Origin of the sequence: Acinetobacter sp. YH12200 (assembly GCF_013418175.1) — a bacterium.
Lineage (GTDB): Bacteria > Pseudomonadota > Gammaproteobacteria > Pseudomonadales > Moraxellaceae > Acinetobacter > Acinetobacter pseudolwoffii.
On sequence record NZ_VPCO01000013.1, the window covers coordinates 68504 to 85570 of the forward strand.

Below are 17067 nucleotides of genomic sequence, written 5' to 3' on the forward strand. Positions count from 1 at the left end.
TATTTGTTCTATCAGATTGTGGAATGAGCAAGCCAAATGAGTATACTCGAGTTTCAATAATTATAGCCAAGACTGTGGAAAAGGAAGATGACAGAACAAATGTCTGCAGGTCTAAGATTTAGACAAGCACTTGAAGTCGAGAAACCATTGCAAATTATGGGTACGGTAAATGCCTATGCTGCCATGATGGCCAAACAAGTCGGTTATAAAGCCATTTATTTATCAGGTGCGGGTGTCGCGAATTATTCTTATGGTTTGCCTGACCTGGGCATGACCAGTCTGGATAATGTTCTGGAAGATGTACGCAGGATTACAGAACGTGTTGATACACCTTTATTGGTCGATATCGATACCGGTTGGGGCGGTGCATTAAATATTGCCCGCACGATCAAACAGATGATTGCAGCTGGTGCAGCCGCAGTGCATATTGAAGATCAGGTGGCACAAAAGCGTTGTGGCCATCGTCCAAATAAAGAAATTGTGTCACAGCAGGAAATGGTCGATCGTATTAAAGCGGCGGTCGATGCGAAAACCGATGCAAACTTTGTGGTCATGGCGCGTACCGATGCGCTACAAAAAGAAGGCCTGCAAGCGGTGATTGATCGTGCTTGTGCCTGTGTTGAAGCGGGTGCAGATGCAATTTTTGCCGAAGCGATGACCGATATCACCATGTATCGCACCGTATGCGATGCAGTTGGTGTGCCAGTCTTGGCAAATATTACCGAATTTGGTGATACACCGTATTATACGGTAAATGAGTTGGCAGAGCAGGGTATTGGCATGGTGCTGTATCCATTATCAGCGACACGTGCCATGCAAAAGGCAGCCCTTGAAGTGATGCGTTCGGTGCGTGAACACGGCACTCAGGTGAATGTGCTGGATATTATGCAGCAACGCAAAGAACTCTACGAATTTTTAGATTATCACAGCTTCGAAGACACATTAGATAAACTGTTTAAACAGGAGAATTAAAAAAATGGCTGAAGGAAAAGTACTCACCGGCGCAGGATTGCGTGGACAAGTGGCAGGGAAAACTTCACTCTCAACTGTAGGCAAAAGTGGCGCAGGTCTGACCTATCGCGGTTATGACGTACAGGATCTGGCTGAACATTGCCAGTTTGAAGAAGTGGCTTATCTGATTTTCTTTGGCGAACTGCCAACTTCAGAGCAGTTAGTTGCCTATAAAGCCAAATTAAAATCTTTGCGCACGCTACCTCAAGCCTTAAAAGAAGTGCTAGAGCGTATTCCTGCCGATTCTCATCCGATGGATGTGATGCGTACTGGCGTATCGATGCTGGGCAATCTTGAAACTGAACTGTCTTTTGAACAGCAACAGGATATTGCAGACCGTATTCTTGCCACTTTACCGGCAATTATCTGTTACTGGTATCGTTATAGCCATGACGGCGTGCGTATTGAAGAAAATACCGATGATGATTCAATCGGTGCACAGTTCCTGCATTTATTACGTGGCGAAAAGCCAAATGAACTGCATGAACAGGTGATGAATGTTTCTCTGATTCTATATGCAGAGCATGAATTTAATGCTTCGACCTTTACGGCGCGTGTATGTGCATCGACTTTATCTGACATGCATTCTTGTATTACCGGTGCAATCGGTTCCTTGCGTGGCCCTCTACATGGCGGTGCTAACGAAGCTGCAATGGATATGATCGAAAACTGGACTTCGCCTGAAGAAGCTGAACGTGAAATGCTGGGCATGCTGGAACGTAAAGAAAAAATTATGGGCTTCGGTCATGCGATTTATAAAGACAATGATCCGCGTAATGGCATCATCAAAATCTGGTCTGAGCGTTTAGCCAAAGATGTCGGTGATACGGTACTGTATCCGGTCTCAGTGCGCTGCGAAGAAGTGATGTGGCGTGAGAAGAAATTATTCTGTAATGCCGATTTCTTCCATGCTTCGGCTTATCACTTTATGGGCATTCCAACCAAGCTGTTTACCCCGATTTTTGTCATGTCACGTGTCACAGGTTGGGCAGCACATGTGATGGAACAGCGTGCAGACAACCGTATTATCCGTCCAAGCGCGGATTATACTGGGCCTGAACTGCGTAAAGTAGTACCGATCGCCGAGCGTTCTACAGCGGCTTAATATTTATTAATATCTTGAATAAAAAATAAGGTCTCAATCGAGACCTTATTTTTTATCGACTTAACAGGACTGGATCTTCAATGCTATAGCCTGTTTCAAAAGGAATCCCCAAATACTTGACTGTCACCAGCGTTTTATTCTGTTTAGGAACTTTATAGGCCTGGCTAATTTTTAGACCTTGCTGATAACTGACCGCTTGATGAGTCGGACTTTTTTGTGAGCCAGATTTGACTTGATATTGATAAGTCCATTTTGGCACTTTTTCTTGTGGATCGTACCAGGCAGCTGCCGTCCCTGTTGTGGTTTTTAAAATTTTAAGTTGTGGCTTTGAACTTTGAATCGGACTCAGTGGAACTAAACGTTTTTTGATTTTGGCAATGTCCTGATCAAACTTGCGACTGTCTTGGTCATAATCAATACGTTTGGTTTTTGGATTGATATATAAGGAGTTGACCTGAATCAACTGATTCGGTTTTGCGGATTTAAAATTATAATAATACAGCTGTGGCAAGCGCCCACGACCATCAAGGTAATAACGCATGACATAGAGCTTTTGCTCTTTGACTTCATAGCCTAGAATTTCAATATTTTGTGGGCCACCGACCGTAGCAAAAGCCAGACTGGGCAAGCCAAGAGGGAGCAGAAACAGCGCAGTTTTAATATTCATGGTTATTCTACCCGCAAAAAATAGATTAGCATTTGATCATGCTAATCTATCTTAAAATACAGTAGAAATAATGAAGCTTGTTGCGGCGTAATTATAAAACTAGATTAATGATTGAGTAGATTAATCATATCGTGTGCAACCGCGGCAGACAGTTTATTCAGACGTTCGAGTGGAGTACCTTTCAAATAATACTGGAATTGATGCACTTGAGTACCATCATTAATTGCTACAAAAAAAGTCCCTTCCGGTTTCTCTGGTGTCGCACTACCACCGGGTTTAAGCAAACCTGTACAGGCAATAATCCAGTCTGCATCCCGGAACATCTTTTTACCCGCTTCTGCCAAGGCAACAGTAACTGGCATGGATTCGGCAGTGTAACTATTGATCAAAGTCTGGGGAATGTTTAATACCGAAGTTTTTACAGCAACATCGTAGCAGACCAATCCACCGGCCAGAATTTCGGCGCCGTCACTTTTACAGATGGAAAACTGGCTACATAGATATCCAGAGCTTGCGCTTTCAATAAAGGCAATTTTTATATTTTTCTCTTCGAGTAAGTTGCAACAGGTCTTTATCATAGTCTCTATATTTTCTTTATGATGGGAGTGGTTTTAGCTTAATTTAGACAGATTTTTTCTGTCGTTCAACTCCGAGTATATTTATATTTTTATGAAAGTTAAAATTTTTCATGGATTAGTACAATTTGATACTGATTTGATCATAAAACCTGAGTGGTTAAAGCTTAGACTATTTTTTCAAATAGAGGTTTCTTCTCAAGCTGAACAGTGGTAAAAATAAAAATAAAGTGCTTAGTGAAAGTAGGGCGTTAGAATGAAAACCACAGTAAAATATGTAGTCTTAAAAAGTCTTGACTACCAATTGGGTACACCATTATTTCAGGAAGAAATTGATGCTGATGGTCAATATTTTGATCAGATTCCAAGCACGATTTCTTATCAGAATTTACAGTTCAAAGTAAAAAGCAAAGAGCTTAAACGTTTACATCTGGCTGAAGAGCAGGAAGATACCCAAACGATTATTGTTAAAGTTGTGAATATCTAAGATAAACCTTAAAGTGAATAAGCCTCTTTTTTTTAAGAGGCTTATTATTTGGCTAACATTAAGTTAATAAAAGCTTTTTAAAAATAAAAAATTACCAAAATTAATATCAGTCTGATTGATAAATATCTTTTATTAAAGTCAATATAAATTGGAAACAACTTAGTCGTTATACGTGATTCAATGTTACGTATCGTATATTCGTTTATTAAAAAACTGTTTAGAACAATTACCTTTTGCATGTTTTATTCCATTTTGAAGAATATTAATACTTAGACTGAGTTATTGAATTTAAGCATAAATATCATGAGCATATGTTTTTAATATATTTTACTTGATAATATATTGTTATTTTTTAAAATATTTTAAATGTCTTTTTTATATATTTTACTCAGGTTAAGTTATTCCTTTTATTGAATAATAAGAATTTCGAAACATATTATCTTTCATCATGTGTCTATTTTATTGGAAAAAGTAATTTATGTTGCTTATTAATCTTGATTTCAACTACTTGGCTTACCATTTTTTACATTGAATTAATCTGTAACAGGTTATAGGTTGGAGAATTCTGAAAAATGCGTAGAGTAGATATTAAGTCGAAACTCTATCGGCTTTTAATTAATTTAAAGCAAATAGTAAGGAGTTACACCATGGCTAATAATCAACAGCAAGACCAACAGAAACAGCAACAACAGCAAAACCAACAAGGTACGCAAGATCAACAGCGTCAGCAAAACAACCAGCAAAACCCAAACCAGCAACAAAATAACCAGCAGCAACAACAGCCGCAGGGACAGAATAACTAACAACAGCGCGATCAGCAACAACAACAGCAGCCACAGCGTAATCAGCAAAAAAACCAGCAATCTCAACAAGATCTGGAATAATCAACAGAACTAGCAGCCATAATAGAATTAACTAGCAGCGTGGGTATGATTCATAAGATCTGCCAAAACTGTAGCGTTAATTCTGTTTAAGCTGTACGTTCATAAAAAAACCGCCTGAATCAGGCAGTTTTTTTAGGGTAAAAATTTGGTTATAGACGTTAATCAGTATGAATTAACACTGGATATTGGCTTTCTGCTTATAAAAGCTTAAGGCATTGTCTAAATCTGTAAGCAGTCCTTTTTCTGTATATTCCTGAGGCATAAGTTTTAATAAAGCCGGTATATAACGAGTTTCATATTCTTTAGGATATTGTTCACAGAGTATGCGTGTTCTTTCTTCTGGACTAATACTGGAAGAATCTAGTTTGTCCAGATAAGCACTGAGTTGATTATCTGATTGTTCAAATTGGGCTTTGAGGGCTTGATCAGGTTCCGCTGAACTGTCGGCTTGCTGCTTTTGGCAGCCACTTATTGTCAGACTTATCAATAAAGTAATCAGTATACGATTTATCATGATGTCAAAATCTTATTATTTGTCATATCAAAAATTATAGAGAGAAATAGCCAAAAAGAAAGCAGTCATCTACCAACTTTAGAAGAAGTCAAAAATTCCTGATATTCACATACAGTACAGCAACAGGGAATTTTATCCTAAAAAATGAACAAATTTATTGTTATGCATATTGATCTAAAGTGTCCATCTGTTTTCTCTTAAGCATAAAATTTAACGAATAAAATATATTTTGCCTAAATTAAAGCCATTCAATTAAGAAAAGTAACGCTTATTGCACATTTAGAAACATAGCCTCTATATATCACACACAGATTGACTGCTGGGCCAGTGATATCTTGGCTTCATTCCAAGAACTTAATGAAAATAATTAGAAAATCAGCACATTATAAAGCCTGCTTAATTTAGGAGAGTTAAGCAGGCTTTTTCTTGTTTATAAACACGGATTGCTCAATGAAAGCTTTTTACTTTAATTATTCTCTTTCACATAAGTTTTCATATACAACATAAAGCCTGAAAATTCTCTCAAGAGTGAAACATGAATAGATGGTATTTATATATCTCTTTTTATAAAAAGACAGGGCAAAGCTATGATGAGATGTATATGTGCATTTGGCATGGGCGTGATAGTAGGTTGTTGTTTTAAATCTTGCAAAGAAAAAATGTGTCATATGATGAGCAATGATCATTGTAAGAAGGATCAAAAGACTAAAAGTGAAGAGCCTGCACGAACTTAAATGCCAGAAACTTAACTTTGCTTGAATTGTGAAATGTATTCAGGCGGTTAAGTTATTACTCTGGTCGTGATCCGATTATTCCGTATCGAGTTATTGAGTCTTAAAATCAATACAAGCTTAATCACTGATTAAGCTTGTTACATTCAGGAGAAAAGCATGATCCAGTTTATATTTTGTTTATTTGGCCTTCATGGTGCGACTGAAATCAATTACACTTGTGATCATGAAGAGGTGAAAGAGTGTCGTGATTGCTTGAAAGATATTGAATAATGTTCCAATTCACCGGATGTATTAATGAAGCTCAATCCCCGTTCAATCATCACTTGGCGGGGGTTTTGTTTGTGGGTGAAATTTTTATAATAAAAATCCAAGATAACGATTGAACTCAACTGGATTTAAATGATACGGGTCACAATCTATACTTTATAAGATTATGATTTAAATAGGATTACATGACGATAAATGATTAAAATTGAGAACTAAAATAGTCGGATAAGAATATATTGCAAAATGCGATAATTTATATATACTAGAAATATAGCAAAATGCGATAAAATATATGCATGTGATCACCCACGCTCGAATTCTTGAAGCAACGCAAAAGTGGCCACAGGCTGGAACGGCATTAGATGGTTGGTATCGACTGATGAAGGCCAATCATCCTAAGGATTTTGCTGAAATGAAGAGACTCTTTCCAGCAGTAGATAAGGTTGGAAAGTTTCATGTATTCGATATCGGTGGAAACAAGATTCGGCTGATTGCTGTGGTGATGTATCAGGCAAAACGCGTTTATATTCGCCATGTCTTGTCTCACCATGAATATGATAAAGGTCATTGGAAGGAAGGTTAGAATGAATGCAATGATTAAACAGGCCGTTGATCACTGGCGTTATGTTGCACCATTGCTCAGCAAGCCGGAAAATGAGGATGACTTTCATACACTAACTGAAGCCCTAGATGAGCTTTTGGACATTGTCGGTGATGATGAATCACATCCTTTAATGGGGCTTATTCATCAACTGGGTGATCTGGTTTCGGCGTATGAGCATGAACATCTACCCATGCCAGAAGGTGATGGACGAACGGCCTTGGCCTTGTTGATGGAGCAACACGGGCTTAGTCAAGCAGACTTGTCTGATGTCGCGACACAATCAGTAATTTCAGAAATATTGAATGGCAAACGTCAGCTGAATATCCGTCATATCAAGGCCTTGTCTGAGCGCTTTGATGTATCGGCAGATACTTTCTTTTAATCGATGCCCGCCTAAGCTGATATTTCCATGCTGTGCTGTCTAATCAGGTAGCGCTGCTCATTTGATTATTTAAATTTCAAGTGTCGTGAAAGGTGAGAGCGCCTCCAGAAAAGTTTGCTTTTCTAAAAAGTGAATGTGAAACATAAATAATATTGATGTTTAGGATCAGATGTCATATTTATTTCTTAATGGATCGATAAAGGAGATACACATGACCAATAAATCAGAGCAAGAATCAAATCCGCAAAAAGAATCTAATGATGATAAAGGCAATCAGGATTCGTAGAAGGGCGTGAAGCCAGAGAAAAAACCCAATGCAGAACCGGAAAATCCATTGAGAGAACAAAAATAGCTCTGTCACATTTTAAAAGCCCTAACTTGCTTTAGGGCTTTTAGTTTTTCGACAACCGGTGATCTCTGGGTTTCGCTCTAAACTCATCTCTCATTTCAAAGAAAAACTCATGAGCTTGTTCATGATCGCAGCATAACCAATCATGGCGTGATTCTTCAGGAATCACAATAATCGAGCGCTTCTCGTCATCTGGATGGTGGAACTGTTTCATCAATAGGTGTTGATCGGAATTTATAGTCAGCATCGAAAATGATCTGATTTTTTCACCCTCAATGAGCACATCATCATAAATGGCTGCAACGGTAAAAGGGTTGCCATCTTCACGTGAAATACCAAACCAGTGCGGTTTTCCATCGATATATTTAGGTTCATAGAAAGTATCCACGGGCACTAAAGCAAACTGGTTGTTTTTCCAGGCATGTCGAAAACTTGGCTTGGACGCTATTGTTTCAGTTCGGGCATTGTAAGTATGTCGACCATATTTTAATTCTTTCGCCCAAAAGGGAATCAGTCCGAAACGTGCAATATCTAACTCAAACTCCTCAGCACCTCGCATCATGATAGGAGCAGGTGCTAAGGGGTAAACATGTGATTTCATGTTCAATTCAAGTTGTTCTGCATGAAGATCTCATAAAGAGAGCTGACTTTTTGAGGGGAATTCATAGTTTGAACACATGACCGACCTCTTTGCTTAGCATTCTGATCTGCGATAACAATTAAACTATAAGAATGATGACCTCAAAACAATTCGAAATCGTAAATGTAGTTGGGTCTGGAAACGGAATTTTTATGGTGAATATGAATGTAATTTTTCGCCAATGGATGAAAAATAATCTTCGATAAAATGAGCGCCCAGATTCCATTGCTATAGTTTTATTTCCAGTTTTGCCTCCTTTGCCTGAAGGAGCTATCTTTTGCGCAGAAAGGTCATGCTGCATTTTATCTTTTGTTTATTCGGTCTTCATGGTGTCACAGAAATCGAATGCCAAGCGGATGGTAAAGAAGTGAAAGTATGTCGTGACTGCTTGAAAGAAGAAAGGGTTACATAAACGGTAAGAAAAGCTTAAACATTCTTATCACTATTAATTCAGAATAGGCATTCACAATAAAACTCATAATTTTAGAGAATATAGAATGCCTAGAAATAATTATTTACCCGCTCTAGAACAAGTTTATGAGTTTTTAAAAGAACGTCCTGGCTTTAAAGAGAAAAGTGAGTTTGATAAGTCAGTAGAGTATTTTAGAACGCTGCACGAAGGAGAGCCTCAGGAATTTAGAGTCCAAGCATTCCATAACATTAGTGGTAAATTTGGAAATAAAGAAATACTGAGCATAACTTCTGCACCTAAATTTACGGATAGAAACAGCTTCCTTAATTGGGTTGATATGCACATCAACAATTAGGCTTTGACGTTAGCACAGCTTATCTAATGGTCAGCTTTATTGTTTTCTACCCATACATTAATTAACATGGAGTACAAAAAACACTCTAAATTAAGTTGGAAAGCTACACATTTGAATGCTAATTTTGTATTCAAATCTGACAGTTAATGAGGTGAGCAATGAAGTTGTTGACTTTGTTTGGTGTAGGCGTAGCCGCAAGCTATTGTTATAAATCTATGAAAAATGGCAAGCTCGCTCTTTCCAGACCAAATTTTGATGAAAGTGTAAAACGATTTGTACTGCAAGAATTCGCAGCTTGTAAGAATTAGATCTATTGGATTAAAGAGCTCATCATAGGATGGGCTTTTTTATTTCTCAGGCTTTTATGGAAAATGTTTATCTTTTGAATGCAAAAAGCCTATCAGGGAGATAGGCTTCTTTTATTAATTCAACATAATATTATGAGTTTTTCTTATCCGCCTGATTTTTTTGATCATTTTGCTCTTTGGTTATAGGAGCTGGCTCTCCTTGATTCGGTTTTTGCTCTTGCTCATTTGGCTTAGGTTTGTTCTCAGTCGCATTATTAGAAAATTGATTGAAAGACGCTTTTTGAGCAGTATTTGTATTAACTAACATAAGTTTCTCAATTTTAATTGTCGAAGATTCGACCTGCCTAGAGTGGCATATTAAAAGCACTTACAATGAGATGATTTAGAGATGCGAGTGTAGCGATATGTAGGATTTCGAGATTTATATCTTATTTATATTTCGGCATATTTTTGAATTATGGTGCAGGTAGATGATTTGTCTACTAAAGTGCGAAGTCAGTGGAATTATCGGATATTGCTTCGATACCTAAACTCCACAATGAGTATTTTAGTTCTAAAAATAGGCCTCTTAAATAGAGGATTGAAGATTTTAAATCAGTGGCTTAGCTATTTGGAGAGAAGATTTAAAGCGTGTTTTTATTTCAAAAGTATTCAATATTCCCGTAACTTTGCTTTATTAAGTATCAAAGGTGAATTGAAATAACTCCTTCTTAAAAATATTCCCATTTTTATCCGAGGTTGCTCTATAAAAATAGATTCATGTTTTACGCATTGTAAATGCCTTTCAATATTGATTTTTTACTTTAGCCACATTTAGCCATAAACTTACGAAAATTTCGTTCCTTAGGGTGCACTCTACAAATTTTTTTAAAATATATTTTCTGTGGATTTGTAGACCTTTGAACAGCAAGTAAGGGCAATTCAATGCAATATGACGCAACTATTAGTATTTATAAGCCATTGAAGATGCAAGGGAATACAATTTAATGCAAGCACTTGCAATCAGTACCAGACTGGGAGGATTCTATTTTTTCTACTATGCGATTGTGGGCGCATTCATGCCGTTCTGGAGTCTGTATCTGGAAGATCAAGGCTTTAACTATCAGGAAATCGGTATTTTATCTTCTATTGCGATTCTCACTCGGTTTTTTGCGCCTTTTATTTGGGGCTGGATTGCAGATAAATCTGGTAAGCGCATGTTGCTGGTACGGATTGCCACCTGGATGGAAGCCTGTATCTGGTTGATGATGTTTATCATTCCTAACAGCTTTCAGTCAGTGGCTTTACTGATGCTGATTTTCAGCTTTTTTCAAAATGCGATTTTGGCACAATTTGAAGGCGTGACTCTATTCTGGCTCGGGGAAAAAAGAGCAGAACTTTATGGCAAAGTCCGGAAATGGGGTTCGGTTGGATTTATTATCGGTGTATTCGGCTTGGGCGCCATCTTTGAAATTATCAGCATTAACATGCTTCCAGTTTTATTGCTGTGTATTTCATTTCTGGCTTTTCTCTGGTCTTTTAGCATTAAAGAACCTACGGCGGCGCCTACTGCACAGAAAAAGCTGGAAGCCCTCTGGCCGATTTTCAAGCGCCCGGTTGTATACAGTTTTTTTCTGATTGAACTGATCATGCTGTTTTCACATGCGCCGTTTTATAGTTTTTATAGTAATTATCTTAGTCAGGCGGGATTTAGTAGCAGTCAGATCGGATTGCTTTGGTCCATTGGGGTTATTGCCGAAATTATTATGTTTGCTTATGCTACCTTCTTTCTGACACGCTGGTCATGGCGTCATTTGGTGATACTTTGCCTGTTGATGACTGGCTTAAGATGGCTGATTGTAGGCGTATTTCCATCTGCATTTGTGGCACAATTTTTTGCCCAAACGATTCATGCCTTGAGTTTTGGTTTATTTCACATGATCGCCATGCGGGTTATTTTCCAGAATTTCTCTGCTGCACAGCAAGGCCGTGGACAGGCTTTATATAGCACCATGTGGGGCTTAGGCGTAGCAAGTGGCAGCATTCTGGCGGGCTATTATTGGGATAAAATTGGCGGAGAAACCATCTTTATGTTTGCCGCCGCATCGACTTTGTTTGGTTTGTTATTGATTTTTGGGTTGCCCAATAAAGTTGAGCAATCAAAGATATCTTCATGATGCCTCTGATGCTTAAAATTTAGATCCGAATTTTGGCGTACTGATGAACCCAAGGCTGTGCCTGTTCCAGTTGAGCAGCTAATTGCAATAGCCGGTCTTCACGGGCAAAGGGTGCAATAAACTGCGAACCGAGCGGCAGGTTTTGTTCATTCCAGTACAAGGGTACTGACATGGCTGGAAGCCCGGTAATATTGGCAAGTTGAGTAAAAGGTACCCATTTCAGGTTTTCTTTGACAATCTGATCGACCAGTTTACCTTGTGCCAGCAGATGGGCCTTACCTATACCCAATAAAGCCTTTAAAATTGGCTTCTGCCATGCAGGTGTTTTGACTTCGCCATTTTTCGGTGCGACGGTTGCGGTTGCAGGCGTCAGATACAGATCATAATCATCAAAGAAATGATTCATCTGGGTCACGTACTGGCCCCAGTTATTCAGGTTCTGGATATAATCAAGTGCGCTGGTTTTAGCTCCAAAAGCCGCCAGTGCTAAAGAGTCCAGTTCAAAATCCTTCGCTTTAGACGGGTAGCCTTTCTGGATTTCATCCAGCATAAATGAAAACTGGCTAAACCAGGTGGTAATAAAATCCTTGGCCAGTTGCATGCCATCGATGGCCGGACGGTCTTCAACCACCTCATGTCCCAAAGATTCCAGCAGTTTGGCCGTCTGTTCGATGGCTTTCACAGCATCCGGAGAGACAGGCGTGCCAATGGTAGAATGGGGATTAAAGGCAATTTTCAGTTTTTTCGGTGGTTGCTGAATCACATCCAGATAATGATGCTGTGGACGCTGAATCTTAAATAGCGAGCTGTGATCTTCACCATGCGTGGCATCCAGCATTGCAGCACTGTCCCGCACTGTTTTAGTCAGGACATGCTGAATCGCTGCACCATGCATGGCCTCACTCATTTGCGGCCCCCAGGGGGTACGGCCACGACTTGGTTTTAGACCAAACAGCCCGCAATATGAAGCGGGGATACGTATCGAACCGCCGCCATCGCCTGCACCCGCAATTGGTACAATGCCGGCAGCCACAGCAGAAGCCGAGCCACCCGATGAGCCGCCGCTATTATGTTGTAAATTCCATGGATTTTTACAGCTACCCCAGGCATCTGGTTCGGTAATCCCTTTAATGCCAAATTCAGGCGTATTGGTACGGCCAAAAGTGACAATTCCAGCTTTTTCCCAACGATTGACAATCTCGGCATTGGTTTCGGCAATATAACCGATCCGTTTTAAGCCCTGACAGCCATAAGAGGTTGGATAACCTGCATATTCCTGAAACAGGTCTTTGACCAGAAAAGGCACACCGGCAAAAGGTCCGGATAAATTCTGCTGGGTCCGTTTTAATGCATGCTCATGCATGGGAATAATAATAGCATTCAGTTCGGGATTGGCAATTGAGCTACGCTCTAAGGCAGCGGATAAAAGTTCACTGGAATGTACCTGTTTATTGGCGACCAGTTCAGCCAATCCTAAACCGTCATATTGTAGATATTCTTCTAATTTCATTGCCATTCCCTAGCGTTAATGCTGTTCAAGGTTGTAGATGATTTTAGTTTAAGATGCAAGCACCACCTGATTACGTCCACGATGTTTGGCCTGATATAAGGCCTGATCTGCAATATTGATCAGGTTTTGCAGGTCTTGTGATTGTGGTTCATTTTGATGGGTAATCCCTACACTCACGGTAATGTAGAGATCTGAACCATCTGATTGATGCATCGGGGTTTTTTCTACACGTTTACGTATGCGTTCTGCAATATCCTGAGCTTCAAAAGGCTCGGTGTTCCAGAGTAACAGCACAAATTCTTCCCCACCAATTCGTGCAAACAGATCTTCAGCACGTAAATTGCAGCGAATGATTTCCGCAAAATGTTGCAGCACCTTGTCACCGACATGATGGCCAAAATCATCGTTCAGACGTTTGAAATGATCAATATCCAGCATGATGACCGAAAATTCCATTCTGTTGGCATATTGCAGTAAATATTCACCTTTCTGAAAGAAAAAATGACGGTTCATGGTGCGGGTCAGACTGTCATGATTGGCCAGATAGAGAACCCGTTTAAACAGCTCATTGCGGTTTTGACTAATAATACAAAGAATAAGCGGCGATAAGGCCAGCATAAACAGCCCGATCCGGAGCGAAATATAAATCGTAGAATCTGCCAAGGTGTCATGCGTTGTGGCATAAAACTGCGTCAGGCTGTAATAGGTTAAAATAATCACAAACGCATTAATCAGTGTCATGCTAAACAGGCGATAGGTTAATGCGGCCCAGATCAGCGCAGCCAAAGGATAGAGCAGGGCGCCCGGACCTGAAAAAATATTGGTGATGATGACACAGAGTACGACTGTAGCTGCGGGCAGAAAATAACTGAAATGATGAGGCTTTTGACGGCGGTTTTTAAACAGATACTGCATATCCTTGATTCTGGGAAAGGCCAGAACCAAAGGTAATACCACGATATAATTGACCATCTCGCCCGTCCACCATAGACCAAAATCAATCCATAAGTTTTCTTTGGTCATGAATGTATTGGGTAAGTTTGGCAGGGTGGCAACTGCAAAAGCAGCGCTGGCCAGACAGCCGGCAAATGCGAAGATGCCAAATAAATGAATAAAGGTATAACCGGTATTGTAGTATTTATAATTAATCTTGAAATAACGAATAAAAATATCGAGACAATGGTACTAATCAGATTGGAAAGTGTAAGAAACAGGCTTTGCAGCAGACTGTTGCCTATGACCAGATCTGCAAACATAAAAGCACTGAATGCACCCAGCCAGCCACCCAGATGATTTAAATGTGGAAAACGCAGGAATATGGCCAGTAAGGCAGCATTGGCTGGCCAGATCAGGGCGAGATAGCCGAGTGGCCTGGTTGCGATCCCAATAAAACAACATACTAAAACAGCGAACACAATGACAAAATAAGCATAGGTTTCATGATTTAATTGTTGTTCTGTTATTCGAGCCAATTGCAAATTTAAAATCCTATATTTAAATTTTTAAGTGTGAATGATCACTTTGTTTAGCAAGTAAGTCTGATTTTATATATAAAGTTATTTTTTGATTAATCTGTTATTAATACATGATATTAAGATTGTTATATACGAAATATATACAAAATAAACTGGAAAAGAAATCCATGTTTTTAAACAATATGATAAAAACTTTATGGACTCAGATTTAAACTGCTCCAGAGTGGGATACGATTCTGAAAAAATATGCTAACTTAGAATCAATTGTTAAAACGATGCCGGTAAATATGAAAAAAATATGTCTTAGCCTTATCTTACTCATGAGCTCACCTTGGCTAATGGCGACAGAAAATAAAAAACCAGCGGAAGTTTCTGCTAAAGCTGCTGAAATCCCAAATACATTTACCGTGAAAACCCGTCCTGAAATTGTGGGGTTGTGGGGAATGGAAATTCCGGATAATAAAAAATGTATCGAATATTATAATTTTAAAAGCAATAATAATGTCGTAATTAAAAGTGGTGAAGAGTGGACTTCAGGATTATATGATTATCAGCCTGCACAGGATCCGACCGTTCAGATTCCCGCACTGATTCTTCAGGTTAAATATGATAATAATGAAAAAGACTGCTCAGGCAATCAGGTTGATCAATCCGGTGAAATTTCCCAGTATTTTGTGAAATGGCAAAATCCGTACACGATTAATTTCTGTGCCAATGACAAGGCCGAGCAATGCTTTGCGGTACTCAGACGTGTATTACCATAAATGAATCATCAACATAAAAAAACCGCTGAATTTCAGCGGTTTTTTTATAAGCTTAAAGCTTATTGAACTTTGTCTTCAGCACCTTCTAGCTGTTTCAACAAATGTTTTTCCAGATAATGAATGTCCATCGCCTGTTTGCAGAAGTTTTTATCCTGAAGGATTAAATCTTTGTGCAAAGGAATGTTGGTTTTAACACCAGTCAAAATCATTTCTTCCAAGGCATTTCTCATGCGAGAAATAGACGTCTCACGGTCCTTGCCATGCGAAATCAGTTTGGCGATCATCGAGTCATAATACGGCGGAATGCTATAGCCTGGATAGATGTGCGAGTCTAAGCGGATACCTGCGCCGCCTGGTGCATAGAAGCTCTCAATCTTGCCGGGTGAAGGCAAGAAGGTTGATGGATCTTCTGCATTAATACGGCATTCAATCGCATGTCCTAAAACCTTGACATCTTCTTGCTGAATATCGAGACCTAAGCCACCAGCAATACGCAATTGCTGTTCGATAATATCAATACCGGTCACCATTTCAGTTACCGGATGTTCAACCTGAACACGCGTATTCATTTCAATGAAGAAGAATCCATCATCTTCAAACAGGAATTCGAATGTACCTGCACCACGATATTGCATCAGTTTACAGGCATTGACACAGGCTTCTAGAATATCGGCACGTGCTTGCTCTGGTAAGTTCGGTGCTGGCGCTTCTTCCAGTACTTTTTGATGGCGACGCTGTAGCGAGCAGTCACGATCATAGAGATGAATCGCATGGCCATTACCATCAGCCAGTACCTGTACTTCAACGTGACGTGGTTTTTGCAGGAAACGCTCCATATAGACCGTATCATCACCAAACCACATTTCTGCATCACGCTGTGCAGCCTGAACAGATTCCAGCAGGGTATCGACATTTTCGACGATACGCATACCACGACCACCACCACCAGAAGCAGCTTTGACAATCAGCGGGAAACCGATCTCTTTCGCTTCAGCGAGTGCATTGTGAATGGTTACGGCATGGTCGCAGCCCGGTACAGTTGGTACACCCGCTTTTTTCATGGCAATAATGGCAGAAACCTTGTTCCCCATTAAACGAATATGTTCTGGACGTGGACCGATAAAGATAAAACCAGAATTTTCTACGATTTCAGCAAATTCAGCATTTTCAGCGAGAAAACCATAACCAGGATGGATGGCATCTGCGCCAGTAATTTCAGCAGCTGTAATAATCGCAGGAATATTCAGGTAGCTGTCACTGCTCGCACCCGGACCGATACAAACGGCTTCATCACAGAAACGCAAATGCATCAGGTCTTTGTCTGCGTCAGAATAGACACCTACGGTTTTGATCCCTAAAGTTCTGCAAGCCCGGGTGATGCGTAAAGCAATTTCACCACGGTTTGCAATTAAAACTTTTTGCAACATTATAAATCCCCGGGGTGATTAAGCGCGGTAGCGGAAAAGTGGTTGGCCGAATTGAATCACTTCACCATTTTTCACTAGAATTTCTTCGATCACACCACTTTGAGTTGCTTCAATCGGGTTCATGATTTTCATGGCTTCGATAATACCTAAGGTATCACCCGCAGAAACGGTTTGACCCACTTTGACAAATGTCGCTTCGCCTGGGCTTGGTGCAGAGTAAAACACCCCAACCATTGGAGAGGTTTCAACAGCACCGCGCGGAGACTTCGCCGCAGGTACTTCAGCTGCAGGTGCAGGCATTGCAGGAACAGCCGTTGCAACCACTGGATTACGACGAGTTAATGCAATCGATTGATCGCCTTCTTTAACTTCGATCGCCTGTAAGTCAGATTCAATCATCAAGTCGATGAGTTTCTTGATTTTACGGATATCCATGAGACA

16 protein-coding genes and 2 pseudogenes are annotated in these 17067 nt (G+C 39.8%); 9 read left to right on the forward strand and 9 right to left on the reverse strand.

The window, feature by feature from the left end:
* Positions 1 to 87 precede the first annotated feature (87 nt).
* Positions 88 to 972: a methylisocitrate lyase gene (gene prpB, locus FTU90_RS10145; RefSeq protein WP_005096803.1), complete on the forward strand. Its 885-nt coding sequence runs from the start codon at positions 88 to 90 to the stop codon at positions 970 to 972.
* Between the two features lie 4 nt (positions 973 to 976).
* Positions 977 to 2116: a 2-methylcitrate synthase gene (prpC, locus tag FTU90_RS10150; RefSeq protein ID WP_005096804.1), complete on the forward strand. Its 1140-nt coding sequence runs from the start codon at positions 977 to 979 to the stop codon at positions 2114 to 2116.
* A 52-nt stretch (positions 2117 to 2168) separates the two neighbouring features.
* Here prpC and FTU90_RS10155 read toward each other — a convergent pair whose 3' ends face one another.
* Both FTU90_RS10155 and FTU90_RS10160 read right to left on the reverse strand, forming a co-directional pair.
* A complete protein-coding gene (locus tag FTU90_RS10155; RefSeq protein WP_373687594.1) occupies positions 2169 to 2789 on the reverse strand; it encodes an aminotransferase in 621 nt (206 codons plus the stop codon).
* Positions 2790 to 2887: 98 nt separating this feature from the next.
* Positions 2888 to 3361, reverse strand: a complete 474-nt coding sequence (locus FTU90_RS10160; RefSeq protein ID WP_180072540.1) for a CinA family protein — start codon at positions 3359 to 3361, stop codon at positions 2888 to 2890.
* A gap of 253 nt (positions 3362 to 3614) precedes the next feature.
* Between FTU90_RS10160 and FTU90_RS10165 the strand changes: the two genes are divergently transcribed.
* Together FTU90_RS10165 and FTU90_RS10170 are read left to right on the forward strand one after the other, a co-directional pair.
* Complete coding sequence (locus FTU90_RS10165; protein ID WP_004280185.1) at positions 3615 to 3845, forward strand: hypothetical protein; 231 nt, start codon at positions 3615 to 3617, stop codon at positions 3843 to 3845.
* A 647-nt stretch (positions 3846 to 4492) separates the two neighbouring features.
* Entirely contained in the window at positions 4493 to 4648 is a 156-nt protein-coding gene (locus FTU90_RS10170) for a hypothetical protein (RefSeq protein WP_257221966.1), read from the forward strand.
* A 253-nt stretch (positions 4649 to 4901) separates the two neighbouring features.
* Here FTU90_RS10170 and FTU90_RS10175 read toward each other — a convergent pair whose 3' ends face one another.
* Complete coding sequence (locus FTU90_RS10175; protein WP_180072542.1) at positions 4902 to 5243, reverse strand: hypothetical protein; 342 nt, start codon at positions 5241 to 5243, stop codon at positions 4902 to 4904.
* Positions 5244 to 6536: 1293 nt separating this feature from the next.
* Between FTU90_RS10175 and FTU90_RS10180 the strand changes: the two genes are divergently transcribed.
* Together FTU90_RS10180 and FTU90_RS10185 are read left to right on the forward strand one after the other, a co-directional pair.
* The gene (locus tag FTU90_RS10180; protein ID WP_005096812.1) at positions 6537 to 6827 is read left to right on the forward strand and encodes a type II toxin-antitoxin system HigB family toxin; all 291 of its coding nucleotides are present in this window, start codon (positions 6537 to 6539) and stop codon (positions 6825 to 6827) included.
* A gap of 1 nt (position 6828) precedes the next feature.
* Positions 6829 to 7230: a type II toxin-antitoxin system HigA family antitoxin gene (locus FTU90_RS10185; protein WP_005096813.1), complete on the forward strand. Its 402-nt coding sequence runs from the start codon at positions 6829 to 6831 to the stop codon at positions 7228 to 7230.
* A 392-nt stretch (positions 7231 to 7622) separates the two neighbouring features.
* Here the strand turns inward: FTU90_RS10185 and FTU90_RS10190 are convergent.
* Positions 7623 to 8258, reverse strand: a pseudogene (locus tag FTU90_RS10190) (SOS response-associated peptidase).
* Between the two features lie 458 nt (positions 8259 to 8716).
* On the opposite strand from FTU90_RS10190, the gene FTU90_RS10195 reads away from it, so the two are divergent.
* Positions 8717 to 8986: a hypothetical protein gene (locus FTU90_RS10195; protein ID WP_100357158.1), complete on the forward strand. Its 270-nt coding sequence runs from the start codon at positions 8717 to 8719 to the stop codon at positions 8984 to 8986.
* 438 nt (positions 8987 to 9424) lie between these two features.
* Here FTU90_RS10195 and FTU90_RS10200 read toward each other — a convergent pair whose 3' ends face one another.
* Positions 9425 to 9601, reverse strand: coding sequence for a hypothetical protein (locus tag FTU90_RS10200; RefSeq protein ID WP_005096822.1), 177 nt, complete (start codon positions 9599 to 9601; stop codon positions 9425 to 9427).
* Positions 9602 to 10280: 679 nt separating this feature from the next.
* Between FTU90_RS10200 and FTU90_RS10205 the strand changes: the two genes are divergently transcribed.
* The gene (locus FTU90_RS10205) at positions 10281 to 11450 is read left to right on the forward strand and encodes an MFS transporter (protein WP_180072544.1); all 1170 of its coding nucleotides are present in this window, start codon (positions 10281 to 10283) and stop codon (positions 11448 to 11450) included.
* Between the two features lie 19 nt (positions 11451 to 11469).
* On the opposite strand, the gene FTU90_RS10210 is transcribed toward FTU90_RS10205, so the two are convergent.
* Together FTU90_RS10210 and FTU90_RS10215 are read right to left on the reverse strand one after the other, a co-directional pair.
* The gene (locus tag FTU90_RS10210) at positions 11470 to 12960 is read right to left on the reverse strand and encodes an amidase (RefSeq protein WP_100357160.1); all 1491 of its coding nucleotides are present in this window, start codon (positions 12958 to 12960) and stop codon (positions 11470 to 11472) included.
* A 48-nt stretch (positions 12961 to 13008) separates the two neighbouring features.
* A pseudogene (locus tag FTU90_RS10215) lies at positions 13009 to 14438 on the reverse strand (diguanylate cyclase).
* Positions 14439 to 14755: 317 nt separating this feature from the next.
* Here FTU90_RS10215 and FTU90_RS10220 point away from each other — a divergent pair.
* Positions 14756 to 15199 carry a hypothetical protein gene (locus FTU90_RS10220; RefSeq protein WP_005096827.1) on the forward strand — a complete coding sequence of 148 codons (444 nt, stop codon included), beginning with the start codon at positions 14756 to 14758 and terminating at the stop codon, positions 15197 to 15199.
* Positions 15200 to 15258: 59 nt separating this feature from the next.
* On the opposite strand, the gene accC is transcribed toward FTU90_RS10220, so the two are convergent.
* Both accC and accB read right to left on the reverse strand, forming a co-directional pair.
* The gene (gene accC, locus FTU90_RS10225) at positions 15259 to 16626 is read right to left on the reverse strand and encodes an acetyl-CoA carboxylase biotin carboxylase subunit (RefSeq protein WP_005171054.1); all 1368 of its coding nucleotides are present in this window, start codon (positions 16624 to 16626) and stop codon (positions 15259 to 15261) included.
* Between the two features lie 18 nt (positions 16627 to 16644).
* Complete coding sequence (gene accB / locus FTU90_RS10230; RefSeq protein WP_180072546.1) at positions 16645 to 17061, reverse strand: acetyl-CoA carboxylase biotin carboxyl carrier protein; 417 nt, start codon at positions 17059 to 17061, stop codon at positions 16645 to 16647.
* Between the last annotated feature and the right edge of the window lie 6 nt (positions 17062 to 17067).